Below are 15,389 nucleotides of genomic sequence, written 5' to 3'. Positions count from 1 at the left end.
CGGACCCCCGGAGGGAAGGGCGGCGGCCGACCGGCCCAGGCCGTCGGCAGCCGCCGGAATCGTGTCAGGCCGTCGGAATCGCGCGCGTCGGGCAGTAGTCGGGATTCGGCGCGTTGAACCAGGCGTCGCCGCTGAACGCGTTGTACCGACAGGACAGCTCGGCGTGCGGGCTGTAGCTGCACACCAGCCAGCCCTGCCCGTACGTCCACACGTACAGACCGTGCGCGCCGTCGTTGAGGAAGTAGGGGCACATGTACGGGGTGGGCGGGGTCGACGCCTGAGCGGACGGGGCGGTGCCTGCGACAAGCCCTGCGGCGGCCAGCGCCACGGCGGCGCCCGCGGCGGCGATACGAGCACGGAGCACGAGAAGGTCCTCCCTACTGGGCCACGCGGTCGACGCCGAAGCGGCCCCGCTCGCGTGGGTGCAAATAGCGACGGGGTGACCGTAGCAATCCGACGCCATCATGCAAATAACCCACGTACTACGGTAATTTGCGTATCAGGCCCGCGTGTCGTCGGCGTATCCGAGTGCCGGGAAGCGCGCACGCGCAGCCGAGCGCGGTAGCGGGTCAGCAGGTCCGGGAGGGGGGAGGGACGGCCCCGACCTCGGGTCCGGCGCCAGGCCCGGCGGAGCCGACGCGGCGGCAGTGCCCGCCGCCCGAGCGGTTCGGGGCCCGTACGGCCCGACCCGGCGGCGTGTCTCCGCCCGTGCGGGCCGCCCGCCACGTTGACTCGGCGAATGACCGAAACAAGTAGGTTTATCCGTTACGCGCACCGCGTGCGCCGTACGCGCCGCACTCGTTACGTCCTCGCCGCCGCGCTGACGCTGACCGGTCTGCTGTTTCCCGCCGTGTCGGCCGTCGCCGACAGCGATGTCCCGGCGGCCAGCGCGGGCCCCGCGAGCGCGGGGGCAGCGGCGGCCGACGGGCACATCGACCCCGTCGACAACAGGACGGACCCCGCCGGCTGGATCGCGGACGCCGAAGCCCAAGCCGCGGCCGCCGAAGCCCAGGCGTCGGACGACGGCCAAGCCTCGGATGACGGCCAAGCCTCGGACGACGGCCAGGTTCCGGACGGCGCCCAGGCTCCCGACGACGCCCAGGCCCCCGACGAGACCGGATTCCCCGGCACCGACGACGCGTCCGACGACGCCGCCACCTTCCCCGAGGACGCCGCCGTCGCCCCGCGCGTCTTCAAGGGCCGCGGCTTCGACACCTGCCAGGCCCCCGACCTCGCCACGATGCGCGCCTGGCGCGCCTCCTCCCCGTACCGCGCCGTCGGCATCTACTTCGGCGGCCGGGCCCGCGCCTGCAAGACGCAGCGCAATCTGACGAACAACTGGGTACAGCAGACCACCGCGGCGGGCTGGAGCCTGCTGCCGATCTACGTCGGTTCGCAGAGCCCCTGCGTGAGAGGGTCTAACAAGAACCCGTTCCGCATCGACCCCCAGCGGGCGACGGCCCAGGGCACGAGCGAGGGCGCGGACGCGGCGAAGGCCGCGGGCGCGCTCGGCATGAAGCGCGGCAGCGCGCTCTACCTCGACATGGAGGCGTACGACCTCAGGAAGGCGAGCTGCGCGAACGCGACGCTGTCCTTCGTACGCGCCTGGGACCGCCAGGTGCGGGCGCGCGGTTATGTGCCCGGCTTCTACAGCAGCGCCGACTCCGGCATCGCGCACATGGAGAAGGCCCGCAGGGCGGGTACGTCCGACCTCCCGGGCGCCATTTGGTACGCCCGCTGGGGCGTCGCCCCCACCCTCACCGCCGAACCGGTCCTGCGCCCCTCCGCCTGGGCCTCGCACAGCCGCATCCACCAGTACACGGGCGCCGTCACCGAGACGCACGGCGGTCACAAGCTGTCGATCGACCGCGACCTGATCGACGCGCCGGTCGCCAAGCTCTGAGCGCCCGCTCCTGAGCGCCCACCTCCTGAGCGCCCCAGTCGTGAGCGCCCCCTGCTGAGCGCCCACTCCTGAGCACCGGTCCGAGGCCGGTCCGAGCTTCCCGGACGCTCGGACCGCGCTGATGTACGACCACGGGCTGACGCCGAGGTCGTACGGGGCTGACCCTGGGGATGACACCGGGACCGCCCCGGGGCGGACGTCAGGGCCGACCCCGGCGCGGCCCGTGGCGGCGATGCCCCCCCGCGTACGGCGACGGCCCCCGCGTACGGCGGCAGCCCGCACACGTAAAGCGGCGGTCCGCCCGTACGACCACCAGGGCAGCGCCCGGACGGCGGCCACGGGCCCGCTCAGGGACCGTGTCCGCCCCCTGGACCGCGCCCTTCTCCGGAGGAACCCCTGCGGGACCCCGACCCCCGGCTCCCCCCTCGGGGGGTGGGGACAACCCCCGTCCTACGACCTGAGAGTGATCCCGCTTCGGCACCTGCGGCCGATCCGCCACGGGCATGTCGGCTCCTAACGTGAAGCCATGACCACGCCTGTGTGCACCAGCGCCAATACGACGCAGTTCACGGCCTACGTCCGGACCAAGGGCCCGACGCTGCTGCGCACCGCGCGCTCCCTGACCCCCAACCCTTCCGACGCCGAGGACCTGCTCCAGACCGCCCTGACCAAGACCTATCTCGCCTGGGACCGGATCGACGACCACCGGGCCGTCGACGGATACGTCCGCCGTACGCTCGTCAACACGCGCACCTCGCAGTGGCGCAAGCGCAAGGTCGACGAGTTCAGCACCGACGAGGTGCCGGAGCCCGCCGCGACCGGCGCCCCCGACATCACCGAGCAGCAGGCCCAGCGGGACGCGCTGCTGCGCGCGGTCGCACGGCTGCCGCCGCGCCAGCGGGCGATGGTCGTCCTGCGGTACTACGAGGACATGAGCGAGGTGCAGACGGCGGAGGCGCTGGGCGTCTCGGTCGGCACGGTGAAGAGCGCGGTCTCCCGCGCCCTCGGCAAGCTGCGCGACGATCCGGAGCTGGAGCTGTGCGTCGCCTAGGGCCTGCCCGGGCCCTGGGGCGGGCGCCGCACACATCCCCACGACACGTGCCACGCCGTCCGGCGGGCCGCGCCCCGGTCCCCCCGACCGCCGCGCCGCCCGGAACGAACCGGCGGCAATACCGCGCGGGGTAGTGACGTACCGATCGGTATGCACGCAGAATCGCGAGGACATTACCCTCGCGTAGCCGCCGGAGGCCCCCTGTGCTGAGCACGATGCAGGACGTACCGCTGACCGTCACCCGCATCCTGGTCCATGGGACGCTGGTCCACGGAAAATCGCAGGTCACGACCTGGACCGGGGAGGGTGAGCCGCAGCGCCGCTCCTTCCGCGAGGTCGGTCTGCGCGCCGTCCGGCTCGCCAACGCGCTGCGTGACGGGCTCGGGGTCGCCGAGGGCGACCGGGTCGGGACCCTCATGTGGAACAACGCCGAGCACCTTGAGGCGTACTTCGCGATCCCCGCCATGGGCTCGATCCTGCACACCCTGAACCTCCGGCTGCCCGTCGAGCAGCTCACCTGGATCATCAACCACGCCGCCGACCGCGTGATCCTCGTCAACGGCTCGCTGCTCCCGCTGCTCGCGCCCCTGCTGCCGCGGCTCGACTCGGTCGAGCACGTCGTCGTGGTCGGCCCCGGCGACCGCTCGGTGCTGGACGGCGTACGTCCCTCCGTGCACGACTACGAGGAGCTGCTGGACGGGCGGCCGACCACGTACGCCTGGCCCGAGCTGGACGAACGCAGCGCCGCGGCCATGTGCTACACCTCCGGCACCACCGGCGACCCCAAGGGCGTCGTCTTCTCGCACCGGTCGATCTACCTGCACTCGATGCAGGTCAACTCCACCGAGTCGATGGGGCTCAGCTCGCACGACACGTCGCTGCCCGTGGTGCCGATGTTCCACGTCAACGCGTGGGGGCTGCCGCACGCCGCCTTCATGTCCGGCATCAACCTGCTGATGCCGGACCGTTTCCTCCAGCCCGGCCCGCTGGCCGAGATGATCGAGAGCGAGCGCCCCACGCACGCCGCCGCCGTCCCCACCATCTGGCAGGGGCTGCTCGCCGAGCTGACCGCCAAGCCGCGCGACATCACCTCGCTCAAGCAGGTCACCATCGGCGGCTCGGCCTGCCCGCCCGCCCTGATGAAGGCGTTCGACGAGCAGCTCGGCGTACGCCTGTGCCACGCGTGGGGCATGACGGAGACGTCGCCGCTCGGCACGGTCGCGCAGCCGCCCGCCGGGGTCACCCCCGAGGAGGAGTGGGCCTACCGGATCACCCAGGGCCGCTTCCCCGCCTCCGTCGAGGCCCGGCTCATCGGCCCGGACGGCTCCGTCCAGCCGTGGGACGGCGAGTCCGCCGGTGAGCTGGAGGTGCGCGGGCCCTGGATCGCCGCCGCGTACTACGGCGGCGTCGGCGAGGAACCGGTGCGGCCCGAGGACAAGTTCAGCCCCGACGGGTGGCTGCGCACCGGTGACGTCGGCGTCATCTCGGACGACGGTTTCCTCACCCTCACCGACCGGTCCAAGGACGTCATCAAGTCCGGTGGTGAGTGGATCTCCTCCGTCGACCTGGAGAACCACCTCATGGCCCACCCGGACGTCGCCGAGGCCGCCGTCGTCGCCGTCCCCGACGAGCGCTGGGGCGAGCGCCCGCTCGCCACCGTCGTCCTGCGCGAGGGCGCCACCGCCGACTACGCCGCCCTGCACGACTTCCTCGCCGGGCGCGTCGCGCGCTGGCAGATCCCCGAGCGCTGGGCGATCGTTCCGGCGGTGCCGAAGACGAGCGTCGGCAAATTCGACAAGAAGGTCATCCGCAAGGCGTTCGCCGAGGGCGAGTTGGACGTCACGCAGCTCTGACGGTGTTCCGGCCGGGGGGTGGTGAGCCCCCGGAGTGCGACCGCTTGGCGACGGGCGGCTCCTACGAAGTGACCGTCCTTCGTACGCCTGTCGCCACGGCGGGCCGTGCCGCTTCGCAAACTTTCCCGGTTGCGCAATGATCAGGTAAAACGATCTGCTGGTGCGGCGGGAAGAGCCTGGTCGGCTCGGCGGACGCCGCTTTCGACGCGCCCTCGGCCAGGACGGACACGGGTACTCCCATGACGCACCGATGATCAGCGACGGCAGGTCCGAGGGTGCGCCTGACGGCGGGTCCGCCGGTGTGCGCGGCGGTGTGCCCGGCGGTGTGCCCGGCGGCGGGTCCGATGGCGGGTCCGATGGCACGTCGTACGCCGGGGGCGCCGCGCGCCCGTGGCTCGCCGCCGACGCCCGCGGGTGGCGGGCGGCCGGGCCCAGGGCGGCGTGGGTGCGGCCGACGCTGCCCGCCGTGGTCCTGCTGGTCGCCGTGTTCGCCGCGGTCCTGATGAGTCCCGACCCCACCTGCACTCCGCAGGCGCCCTGCGGCGAGGAATGGGTGGACAAGACCGGCACGATGCTCTTCCTGCCCCACCTCGTGTGCCTGTTCTTCCTGCCGGAACTGGCCGTCCTGACCGCCCCGCTGCTCCTGCTCTACCTGGCCCGGCCCGGCCAGTGGGAGGGCGGGGCCGGCGAGAAGGTCGCGGCCGCGGTGGTCGTCGCCGCGCTGTGCTGGGGCTGGCTGGTCGTGGCGCAACGGCTGCGGGCCCGCAGCCGCCAGCGCGCCCTCATCGCGGAGGCCGCCGGGGGCGTCACCGCGTCCGCTCCCATGCCGGACGGCATCGAGCCGGGGCAGCGGGGCCTGTTCCGGCGGGTCGCCGGGCTGCTCATGTGCGCGGTGGGCGCCGCCCTGATCGTGACCGTCGTCGTACAGGACCGGTCCGATGACCGTACCGCGCGGGTGGCCGTGGCCCGGGACGTTCCCGTCGTCGCCTACAACCCGGACGATTACCTGCTCACGGTGCGCATGCCGGACGGCTCCCGTCACCGCTTCGACGTGGACGGCGACTACCGGGACGTCGGCACCGTGACCGTACTGCTCCACGGCGACTGGGTACGGCTGGCGGGCGAGCCGTACCCCGACGACCTGTCCCACTTCCTCCGCCAGGCCGGCGGCATGGCCCTCGTAGGGCTCGGCATCGCCTCGGCGCTCTCGGGGCAGCTCGCCCGCCGCCGCGTGGTCGCCCTCCGGCGCGGCCCCGTACCGGTCCTCCGGGCGCGCGCCCGGACGAGGGCGGACGGTTTCACCGAGATATACGGCGCCGATGGCCTCGGGCTCGAGGCCGTGTTGCACTACGAGCCGTTTCCGCACGCCCGTTCCGGCGTACACGACGTCATCCTCTACGGCGCGCTCAGCGAGGACGGCGCCCTCGTCCTGACGTCCGCCGAGAGCGGCCCTGCCGCGAAGCCGTCCGTCGAGGTGTCCCTGTCCCCGATACGCGGCGGGCCGGCCGTCGACCACGGCGACGCGGGCTCGACGGCCGGGCGACGCGAGGCCGGACACCGTCAGGCCGCCGAGATCGACGTCCAGCGGGCCCTCGGCACCGTGGTGGCCGCCGCCGGGCCGGTGCGCTGGCACGCGGGGCCTGTCGCGCGCTGCGTCGGTGCGGTCATGCTCGTGACCGGAGCCGGAGCGGTGACGTCCGCCGCCGTCGGCGACTGGCCCTGGTCGCGCGTGCTCTGGTTCTCCTTCGTGGCCCTCACCTGGTTCTACGGCGGCTGGTGCCTCATGACCTGGCAGATCACCGCGGACAGCGTCGGCCTGCGCGTCCGCGGCCTCCCGTCCTCCCGCGCCCGCCACATCCCCTGGGACGCGGTCGGCCACGCCCGCTACGGTCGCGGCGGCGCCCTGACCATCACGTGCGTCGAGGCCGACCCCGAGGGTTCCGGTGCCCCGGGTGGCTTCGACGAGGGTTCCGGTGCCCCGGGTGGCTGGGACGAGGGTTCCGGTGCCCCGGGTGGCCCCGGCCGTCACCGTGGCCTCGGCGGTTCCGAGGAGATCTCTCTCGGCGTGGTCGGCTGGCCCTTCGCCGAACGCCTCCTCAAGCGGCCCGGCCGTGCCGCCGTCGCCGCCGCCGAGATCACCGCCATGATCCGCCAGCCTGGCCTCCGGCCCGGCCCTCCCGAACACCTTCCCTGACCCACGCCGCGTCTGCCCTGCCGGGGCGGGTGGTGACGTGCGCGCACGTCGTGGTTGAGCGCGCAGTTCCCCGCGCCCCTTGAAGGATCGGCTCGCCGTCTGGACGAGAGACCGTGCGGCCCGTTGGGGGCGCGGCCAGCCGCCACCGGGCTGCCCCGCTGGGGCCGGTGGTGACGCGCGCCCACGTCGTGGCTGAGCGCGCAGTTCCCCGCGCCCCTAAAAGCCCGTGCCTGGCCCCCGGCCGAGAGGCGGTGCGGCCCGTTGGGGGCGCGGCCAGCCGCCGCCGGGCTGCCCTGCTGGGGCCGGTGGTGACGTGCGCCCACGTCGTGGCTGAGCGCGCAGTTCCTCGCGCCCCTAAAAGCCCGTGCCTGGCCCCCGGACAAGAGGCGGTGCGGGCCGTTAGGGGCGGGAGCGTCGTGGTTGAGCGCGCCCGCGCGGCGGCGGCCGCAGATTGAACACAGTCCCGCGCCCCTGAAAAGACCGGCCCACCGCCCGGACGAAAGACGGTGCGCCCCGTCAGGGGCGCGGGGAACTGCGCGGGCAACCCACCACCGGCCGGTGGTCCGGGAACAGCCGATCTGCCCCGCTGGGGCGGGTGGTGAGGGGCGGGAGCGCCGTGGCTGAGCGCGCCGCCCGCGCGCGGCGGCGGCGGGCGCAGATTAGACACGATCCCGCACCCCTTGAAGGACCGGCTCGCCGCCCGGGCGAGGGAACCGCGCTGGGGCCGCGCCCCCAAAGACGGGGGACCTCCCCGGAGGGGTCAGGCTCCGATTTTGGCGAGCAAGTCGACGATGCGGGCCTGGACGTCCGGGCTGGTGGAGCGCTCGGCGAGGAAGAGGACGGTCTCGCCGGAGGCGAGGCGGGGGAGCTCGGCGGGATCGATGTCGGCGGAGGTGTAGACGACCAGGGGGGTGTTGTTGAGGCGGGCGTTACCGCGCAGCCAGTCGACGATGCCCTGGCGGCGGCGCCGGATGAGCATGAGGTCCATGACGACCAGGTTGGGATGCATCTGGGCGGCCTTGGACATGGCGTCGGTCTCGGAATCGGCGTGCGAGACCTGCATGCCGCGCCGTTCGAGCGTGGCCGCGAACGCCTGGGCGATCGGCTCGTGGCTCTCCACGAGCAGAACCCGCGGGGGGTGCTGCTCGCTGTCGCGCGGGGCGAGCGCCTTGAGGAGTACGGCCGGGTCGGCGCCGTACGCGGCCTCGCGGGTGGCCTGCCCGAGACCGGCCGTGACCAGGACGGGCACGTCGGCCGCCGCGGCGGCCTGCCGTAGCGACTGGAGGGCCGTACGCGTGATGGGCCCGGTGAGCGGGTCCACGAAGAGCGCGGCGGGCGGCTCGGCGATCTGCGCGTCGACCTCCTCGCGGGAGCGCACGATCACCGGCCGGTAGCCGCGGTCGGTCAGGGCCTGGCGGGTGGAGGTGTCCGGCTCGGGCCACACCAGCAGGCGGCGCGGCTCGTCGAAGGACTCCTCCATGCGGTCGTCGGCGATGTCGGTGACGTCGACCGCGCCATTGGGGCCGTCCAGCGGTTCGGGACCCTCGGCGGCGCCCTCCGCGGGCGCGCCTATGGCGTACGCCCGGCCGCCCGCCTCACGCGGCACCGGCGGCTGGGACTTCGGAACGGGATCGGCCGCCGGGACCGGCCGCAGCAGCGCCGTCTCGCGGTCGTCGTCGTCCGGCGCCGGGGCCTGGCCGGGGATCGCGGACCGGCCCGCGCCGCGCTGCGGCTGGGGTTCGGGGCGGCGGATGGGGAGTTGACCGCTGTCCGGGTCGGCCTGCGGGTGCTGACGGGCCTGCGTCTCGCCGCCGGGACCGTGCTGTTGCTGCTGCTCGGGCCGGCCGTTCTGGACGGGCTGGCCGTTCTGCTCGGGCTGACCCGGTTGTACGGGCTGACCCGGTTGTACGGGCTGCGGCTGCTGCGGCGGGTTCAGCCTGCGGCGGCGGCCGGAACCGCTCGCCGTCACCTGCGCGGGCAGCCCCGACTGGGCCTGCACCGCCTGCGTCTGGGTCTGCGGATCGCCCGCCTGCTGCCCGAACGGCATGCCCTGCCCGAGCGTACGCACGCTTATGGCACGGCCGTGGCTGCTCTGGGACGGGTCCTGCTGCGGCGCCGGGCCGCCGCGCTGCGGGGACGGTCCCGCCGTACCCGGTCCGGCCGCCGACGCGGCCGGAGCCTGCGGCGGCTGACCCTGGCCGGGCGACGGCGGCTGCGAGGACGGCGCCTGCTGCTGCGACGGCAGCGAGGTCGACGGCTGCGGATTCTGCGGCGCCGCGGGCCACGCGGTCGGCTGCGGCTGCGGCGGCTGCTGCGACGGCGCGGGCCACGACCGTGGCGGTACGGGTCCTTCCGGCTCCTCGTCCGCCGCCTGACCCGCGCTCTGGCCGGGGCTCGGCCAGGTCTGCGGCTGCGGCTGCCGCGGCGGCTCGGGCACGTGGCCCTGCTGCTGCGGTACGACGGCGGCGCCGCTGTCCGGCGCGGCGGTCTCGATGGCGCGGCGCGCGCGACGGCCGGTGCCCGCCTCGGGAGCGGGAAGCCCGCGCGGGTCCTGGCCGGGGCTCGGCTGAACAGGAGGCTGGACGGGCGGCTGGACGGGCGGCAGGGCGTGCGGGACCTGGGCCTGCGGAATCTGCGGCTGCGGAAGGTGGGTCTGGGGGAGCGGGCTCTGCGGTAGCCCCGCCTGCGCCTGCGGAAGCGCGGACTGCCCCTGCGGGAGGGCGGGTTGACCCGCCGCGCCCCCGCCTCGTTCCTGCTCCTGGTCGTCGGTCCTGGCCCGCCGCGCCCTGCGGCCGGTGGGCTGCGCCCCGTCGGCGGGCGCGATCTCACGCCCCGCGCCGCCGTTGCCGCCCGCGCTCCCGCCGTCCGACTCGTCGCCGGGCCGACGCAGCGCGCGGCGCCGCCCGGTCGGGGCGGAGTCCTGGTCGGGCGCGGCCGGGATCGACCAGGGCGCGACCGCCGCCCCGCTGTCCTGCGGCGACTGCCGCTGGTGCGGTGCCCGCCGTACGCCGCTCCCGGAGTCCGGCCCGGTGCCATTGCCCGCGCCCGGCGCCGCGTTCGACCCCTGCCCGGTGGTCCCGCGCATCGGCTCGGTCGGCAAGGGCATCACGGTGGTCTCGGACTCACGCGGCTGCTCCGACGCGTCGCCCGACCCCGACGTACCCGAGCCCATACCCGAGCCCGTATCCGTACCCGTACCTGATTCCGTACCGCCGTCCGTACGGCCACCCGTGGCCGATTCCGTACCCGTACCCGAGGCGTCGGAAGCGGCGGCCGAGCCGTTCTTCTGACGGGCGCGGCCGACCGGGACCTCCAGGACGTACGCGCTGCCGCCGGGCACCTCGTGGGTCTGGAGCACGCCGCCGTGGCGTTCCACGATGCCGCGGGCGAGCGGGAGATGGACGGGGTCGCCGCCCGCGTGCGGGCCGCGGACGTCGATCCTTATGACGTCGCCGCGCTGGGCCGCCGCGACCACGATCGTCGAGTCACCGGCGTACGCGATGGCGTTGCCCGCCGAGTCGACGCCCGCGACGTCGGCGACGAGGTGGGCGAGGGCCTGCGCCATCCGCTCGGCGTCCAGGGACGCCTCGATCGGCGGCGCGTGCACCGCGTACTGCGCGCGTCCCGGCCCGATCAGCTCGACCGCGCCCTCCACGGCCGCGGCCACCACCTTGTCGAGCCCGACCGTCTCGCGCCGCAGCTTGTCCTCGCCGCGGTCGAGCCGCTGGAAGGCCAGCACGTTGTCGATGAGGGTGGTGATGCGGGAGTAGCCGGCGGACAGGTGGTGCAGGATCTGGTTGGCCTCGGGCCAGAGCTGCCCGGCCGGGTCGGCGGCCAGGCCCGTCAGCTCGCCGCGCAGTTCGGCCAGCGGCCCGCGCAGCGAGGTGTCGAGCAGCGCGCCGAGTTGCAGTGCGCGGGCGGCGAGCGCGTCGTACGCCGTACGGTCGGTGAACGTCATCACCGCGCCGACGAGCTGGTCGCCGTCCCGTACCGGCGCCGTCGTCAGGTCCACCGGCACCGCGCGGCCGTCCTTGCGCCACAGCACCTGGCCGCGGACGCGGTGCTTGCGCCCGGAGCGCAGCGTGTCGGCCAGCGGGGTCTCCTCGTACGGCAGCGGAGAACCGTCCCTGCGCGAGTGGTGCACCAGCGGGTGCAGCTCCTTGCCGCCCAGGTCGGTCGCCCGGTGGCCGAGGATCTGCGCGGCCGACGGGTTGACGAGGACGACCTTGCCCGCGGTGTCCACACCGACCACGCCCTCGGCCGCCGCGCGCAGGATCATCTCCGTCTGGCGCTGCTGGCGGGCCAGTTCGGCCTCGGTGTCGAGCGTGCCGGTGAGGTCGCGGACCACCAGCATCAGCAGTTCGTCGCCGGTGTAGTGGGGGGGCTGGGGCTCACCGAAGTCGGCGTACGGGGTGCGCGGGTCCTCCAGATTGGCGCTGGTGACCTCGACCGGGAACTCCGTGCCGTCGGTGCGCCGCGCCACCATCCGGGTGGGCTTCGTGCGGGTGTCCTCCGCGGCCTCGCGCGGGCTGCGCATCGAGCCGGGAATCCGCTTGGAGTCGAAGGAGGGCAGCAGGTCGAGCAGGCCCCGCCCCACCAGCGCCGTACCCGGCGACTCGAACGTCTCGATCGCTATCGCGTTGGCGTTGACCACCGTGCCGTTGACGTCGACCAGCAGCAGCGCGTCGGGCAGGGCATCGAGTATCGAGGCGAGGCGAGCAGCGCCTCTGGATGGCCTGCTGCTCACGAGACGCGTCCTCCCTGTTACCGCACGTGCCGCACTGTCCTGCGCCGCCGTTTTCCCGCGCTGATGTCCGCTCTTGCTTGCGCTTTCGTTTCCGCTCTTGTGCTGCCAGCTCTCACGGGCGGGCGGCTTGTCACGGGCGGCCCATCTTGCCGCCACCCCCGGGACATGTCACTAGACCGAGTGTACGGGTCGGGCCCCCTCGCGCGGCCCCGGATGTCCATGTGCCCCTTGGGAGCGGGGTGTTCGGGCGCCGCGTTCGGCCGGGGGCGCGCGGGTGTGGCGTACGTCACGAACGTACGGTCGTGTCCGTCCGCGTACCTCCGGCGCTCGCGTCGGCGCTGTTCACCGCGTCGCTCGCGGTATTCGCGCCGTTCAGGCCGTTCGCGCCGTTCGCGGCCGGGAGCGCGGGCACCATCCGCTGCCAGCGCGACACCTCGCAGCCGTTCGTCCTGCTGTACTCCTCGTCGACCGTCCGGCCCCGCCACACGCCCGTCACATGGGCCGTCTGCGGTCCCCCGTAGATCATCGAGCACATCTGCCCCGCGGGCACCGCACGCTCCGGTCCCCCGATCTCCACGAGATGCTCACACGCCGGGTCGGTCTCCTCCTTCGCCCCGGCGGGGCCGCAGTCGAGGGTGTACGTCCGCGGCTGGGCGTCTGGCGCCGCCGCGTACGTCACGGTCAGGCGGCTCTCCATCAGCCGCTCGACGGGGGTGGGCCGCGGGACGCCGACGGCCGCGGCGCCGCCGGCGGCCACGAGGGGCGCGGCGAGGGGCGCGGCCAGGGTGAGGAACGCGAGGACGGTACGGGTGCCCTGGGGCGCGCGGGTGCCCTTCGGGGCGCGGTTCCGCGTCGTACGGGGTGCGGTGGCTCGGGGGTTTCGCATGCGCCCCTCCCTACCCGCGCGGGCCCGCCCGCCCCCGCAACCCACTCCTTCGTGGGCGCGTCCCCGCACTACCCCTTTGCCCTGCCCACCGGCGGCCTTGTACCGTAGTCTGCGATTGGTCGCGGCCCGCACGGCTGTGTCATCATCTGCACACGCGCCCGCTCACCCGGGCACGTACCAGGAGGCGTCGCCTAGTCCGGTCTATGGCGCCGCACTGCTAATGCGGTTTGGGCTTTACCGTCCATCGAGGGTTCAAATCCCTCCGCCTCCGCCACCACCCCGGAGCCCCGCCCGTCCTCCACCGACGGCGGGGCTCCTTCCGTTCCACCCCCCGGCCCCACCCCATTCCCGCAGGTCACCCCGCCTCCCGGTTATGGATTTCACCTCCCGCCACACCTCATGTAATGTTGTTCCCGCAACGCCGACCGGCCCAAAACCCCGCGAAGCGCTCGCACTCGTAGCTCAACGGATAGAGCATCTGACTACGGATCAGAAGGTTGCAGGTTCGAATCCTGCCGAGTGCACACCAGGTCAAAGGCCCCTAGGGATCAATCCCCAGGGGCCTTTTTCATGCCGTACAGCAGCGAAGTACAGCAACCGCCTCGATCAGCCTTTGCCCATGGCCTCCGAGAGCTGCCGTACCGCGTCGCGCACCTCTCCCTCACCGGCCTCGGCGTAGACCTCCATCGTCACGTTCATCTGCGAGTGCCGCAGAATGCGCTGCGCGACCTTCGGGTGGACCCCGAACGACCAGGCGAGCCGGCGAAGCGATCCTGAGAGGCGACAGCGGAGAGGGTCGTGCGGGCAACGTACCTGTCCTGGTGGCCCCGGTCGCGTTCAGCTTCGGCCCCAGTTGCGTCGATCGCGGGCCACCGCATACACAGCGTCGACTTGTTTGGGTAGCAGTACGCCAGCCAGCGGGGCGTAGGAAGCGAGCTGCCGTTCGCCTAGAGCGCGCACGTCGTGCAGCGTGGGGACCACGTCGAGACGGGCGGGTTTGACGAAGACGAGCAGGGGTTTCACCGCGACAGGGAAACCGCAGCCACGTTGCAGTACGTCTCTGGCGCGGACCGCCTCGGCGCGACTCTTGCGGACGTGCGGCCGTCCGGGGCCACGGTTGATCGTCACCGAGTCGTCTCCGACCCAGACATCCATGCCCGGGTAATTCTTCGTGTTGATCGTGAAGACTCCGCCGGGTCCGATGAGCAGGTGGTCGATGTCGTTCTTCGGCGAGAGCGGTATGGAGTGCAGTGTGCGCCAACCGTGCCGGTCCAGCCGGGCGAGTTCGCGACCGACGACACGCTCACCGACCAGTCCGGATCGCCATGAGTCAGCCTCGGTACGTCGTCTGAGCAGCCATGCCAGCGAACGGCCGAAGAGGCCGGGAGAAAGCTCCGCCAACTTGGCCCGCAGGCTGGCGCCCGGCTCGTTGAGCGCCAAGTCGTAGGCGGAGGGAAGAGAGGAGGTCTGCGCGACTGTCGGCCCCTGAGCGGAGAGGGGTGGAGTGGGGGAGACAGCGCAGCGGGTGAGATAGGGAGTCAAGGCTTCCAGGATCTCGTCACGGGAGCCGTTCGGTAGAACTTCGAGGTGTCCCGTCTTCTGGTCGAACCATGCCACGGCGGCGCCGTCCGGCCGGTTCACGTAGAGCCGCTCCTTGCCGTGGCGTTTCCACGCCGACACCCGCAGTTCGCCCATATTCCGCCCCCAGCAGCGACGTCCGAACCCTCATCGGAACAGCCGCGATGCCTGCGCACAAGGCCGCTTTCTCGGCCATTGACCATGCGGCTTGTTACAAGATTCCCGACCTCATAAAGGCTCCCGGCTCCGCTACCGTTCTGCGGGGCGCGCTTTCCAGCTACGGCGTGCGCCCACGCTCCTGCCTTCGGCCTGCTCCGGCCCGGCCGCGCCGCGCGCGCCCGCGATGGGTGGGCCAAGGGCATGAGGTGGCACCCCACAGCCAGAGTCAGGGCGATGCCTCCGGCGGGGGCGCTCAGACTCCGGGATGAGCCCTCACCCGCCGGCGTCCGCCCGTTTCGTAGTAGTCAGGGTGGGTGCTCACATCCCACCTGCCATCGACCCGGGCAAGCCGAGCAGACGCGGCCCAGGGCGTCAAGGTCGTTAGTAAGTGGCGCGCTCCATCTTGACGCCCTGAACCACACCCGCTTCACAGGATTGCGGGCCGACGGCAGACGGGACGGGAGAAGGAAAGTGCTGGAATTACCGGAGTAAAATTTCGGCCGAGACCCTTCCGATATGTGTCTGAATCGGGTACCGTTCGGGTTACGGTTAGTCGTGTACGCCGATCCGCTGCTGTGGCACCTACGCTGCCAACGGCTCATACGGTCAAGGCCCTCGGGGCCCACGCTCAAACTCGCCATGGCGTCTGCCAGTATCCGGCGGGTGCGTAGGGCTTGCCGAGAATGGGGCACATCATGGCTAAGCGCGGCAACAATGCGTTGAAGAGGAAGGCTCGTCTTCTCTCGCGCGCGGAGAACATCCCGTACAGTGCCGCACTTGCGCGGCTCTCGTCCTCTGACCTGCAGCCGACTTCGCGGCCGGTTCTACGACCGCGCGGGTCCACGTCCAGTCACACCCACCTGCTCAGCGCCGCTGCGAAGATGCAGCGGAATCTCGACCGGTTGGTCAGCGACCCGGTGGTGAAGATGCAGCGGAATCTCGACCGGTTGGTCAGCGACCCGGTGGTGAAGATGCAGCGGAATCTCGACCGGTTGGTCAGCGACCCGGTGGTGAAGAT

At 72.8% G+C, this 15,389-nt stretch carries 8 protein-coding genes, 2 tRNA genes and 1 pseudogene; 6 read left to right on the top strand and 5 right to left on the bottom strand.

All coding sequences use genetic code 11. The features are described from left to right. Positions 1 to 64: 64 nt before the first annotated feature. Complete coding sequence (locus ACIOC1_RS02040) at positions 65 to 364, bottom strand: hypothetical protein (RefSeq protein ID WP_355336556.1); 300 nt, start codon at positions 362 to 364, stop codon at positions 65 to 67. Positions 365 to 739: 375 nt separating this feature from the next. Between ACIOC1_RS02040 and ACIOC1_RS02035 the strand changes: the two genes are divergently transcribed. From ACIOC1_RS02035 to ACIOC1_RS02020, 4 genes are all read left to right on the top strand, one after another. After that, entirely contained in the window at positions 740 to 1,903 is a 1,164-nt protein-coding gene (locus ACIOC1_RS02035; RefSeq protein ID WP_391158976.1) for a glycoside hydrolase domain-containing protein, read from the top strand. 526 nt (positions 1,904 to 2,429) lie between these two features. Beyond that, positions 2,430 to 2,954, top strand: a complete 525-nt coding sequence (locus tag ACIOC1_RS02030; protein ID WP_355336554.1) for a SigE family RNA polymerase sigma factor — start codon at positions 2,430 to 2,432, stop codon at positions 2,952 to 2,954. Positions 2,955 to 3,157: 203 nt separating this feature from the next. Beyond that, on the top strand, positions 3,158 to 4,807 hold the full coding sequence (locus ACIOC1_RS02025) for a long-chain fatty acid--CoA ligase (protein ID WP_355336553.1): 1,650 nt from the start codon (positions 3,158 to 3,160) through the stop codon (positions 4,805 to 4,807). 250 nt (positions 4,808 to 5,057) lie between these two features. Continuing rightward, positions 5,058 to 7,001: a hypothetical protein gene (locus ACIOC1_RS02020; RefSeq protein ID WP_401851183.1), complete on the top strand. Its 1,944-nt coding sequence runs from the start codon at positions 5,058 to 5,060 to the stop codon at positions 6,999 to 7,001. 760 nt (positions 7,002 to 7,761) lie between these two features. Here the strand turns inward: ACIOC1_RS02020 and ACIOC1_RS02015 are convergent. Next, entirely contained in the window at positions 7,762 to 11,748 is a 3,987-nt protein-coding gene (locus ACIOC1_RS02015) for a PAS domain-containing protein (protein ID WP_401851180.1), read from the bottom strand. A gap of 286 nt (positions 11,749 to 12,034) precedes the next feature. Next, positions 12,035 to 12,634 carry an SSI family serine proteinase inhibitor gene (locus ACIOC1_RS02010; RefSeq protein WP_391042205.1) on the bottom strand — a complete coding sequence of 200 codons (600 nt, stop codon included), beginning with the start codon at positions 12,632 to 12,634 and terminating at the stop codon, positions 12,035 to 12,037. 180 nt (positions 12,635 to 12,814) lie between these two features. Here ACIOC1_RS02010 and ACIOC1_RS02005 point away from each other — a divergent pair. Further along, positions 12,815 to 12,908 (top strand) — tRNA-Ser (locus tag ACIOC1_RS02005). A gap of 177 nt (positions 12,909 to 13,085) precedes the next feature. Beyond that, positions 13,086 to 13,158, top strand: a tRNA-Arg gene (locus ACIOC1_RS02000). Between the two features lie 82 nt (positions 13,159 to 13,240). Here the strand turns inward: ACIOC1_RS02000 and ACIOC1_RS01995 are convergent. Then, positions 13,241 to 13,375: pseudogene (locus ACIOC1_RS01995) on the bottom strand (site-specific integrase); the annotation flags it as partial. 96 nt (positions 13,376 to 13,471) lie between these two features. Further along, positions 13,472 to 14,329, bottom strand: coding sequence for a nuclease-related domain-containing protein (locus tag ACIOC1_RS01990; RefSeq protein WP_401851178.1), 858 nt, complete (start codon positions 14,327 to 14,329; stop codon positions 13,472 to 13,474). Positions 14,330 to 15,389: the final 1,060 nt, after the last annotated feature.

The organism is Streptomyces sp. NPDC088197, assembly GCF_044741185.1.
Classification (GTDB): Bacteria; Actinomycetota; Actinomycetes; order Streptomycetales; family Streptomycetaceae; genus Actinacidiphila.
Note: the sequence above shows the minus strand (reverse complement) of the source record. Positions and strands in the feature narration are given on the sequence as shown.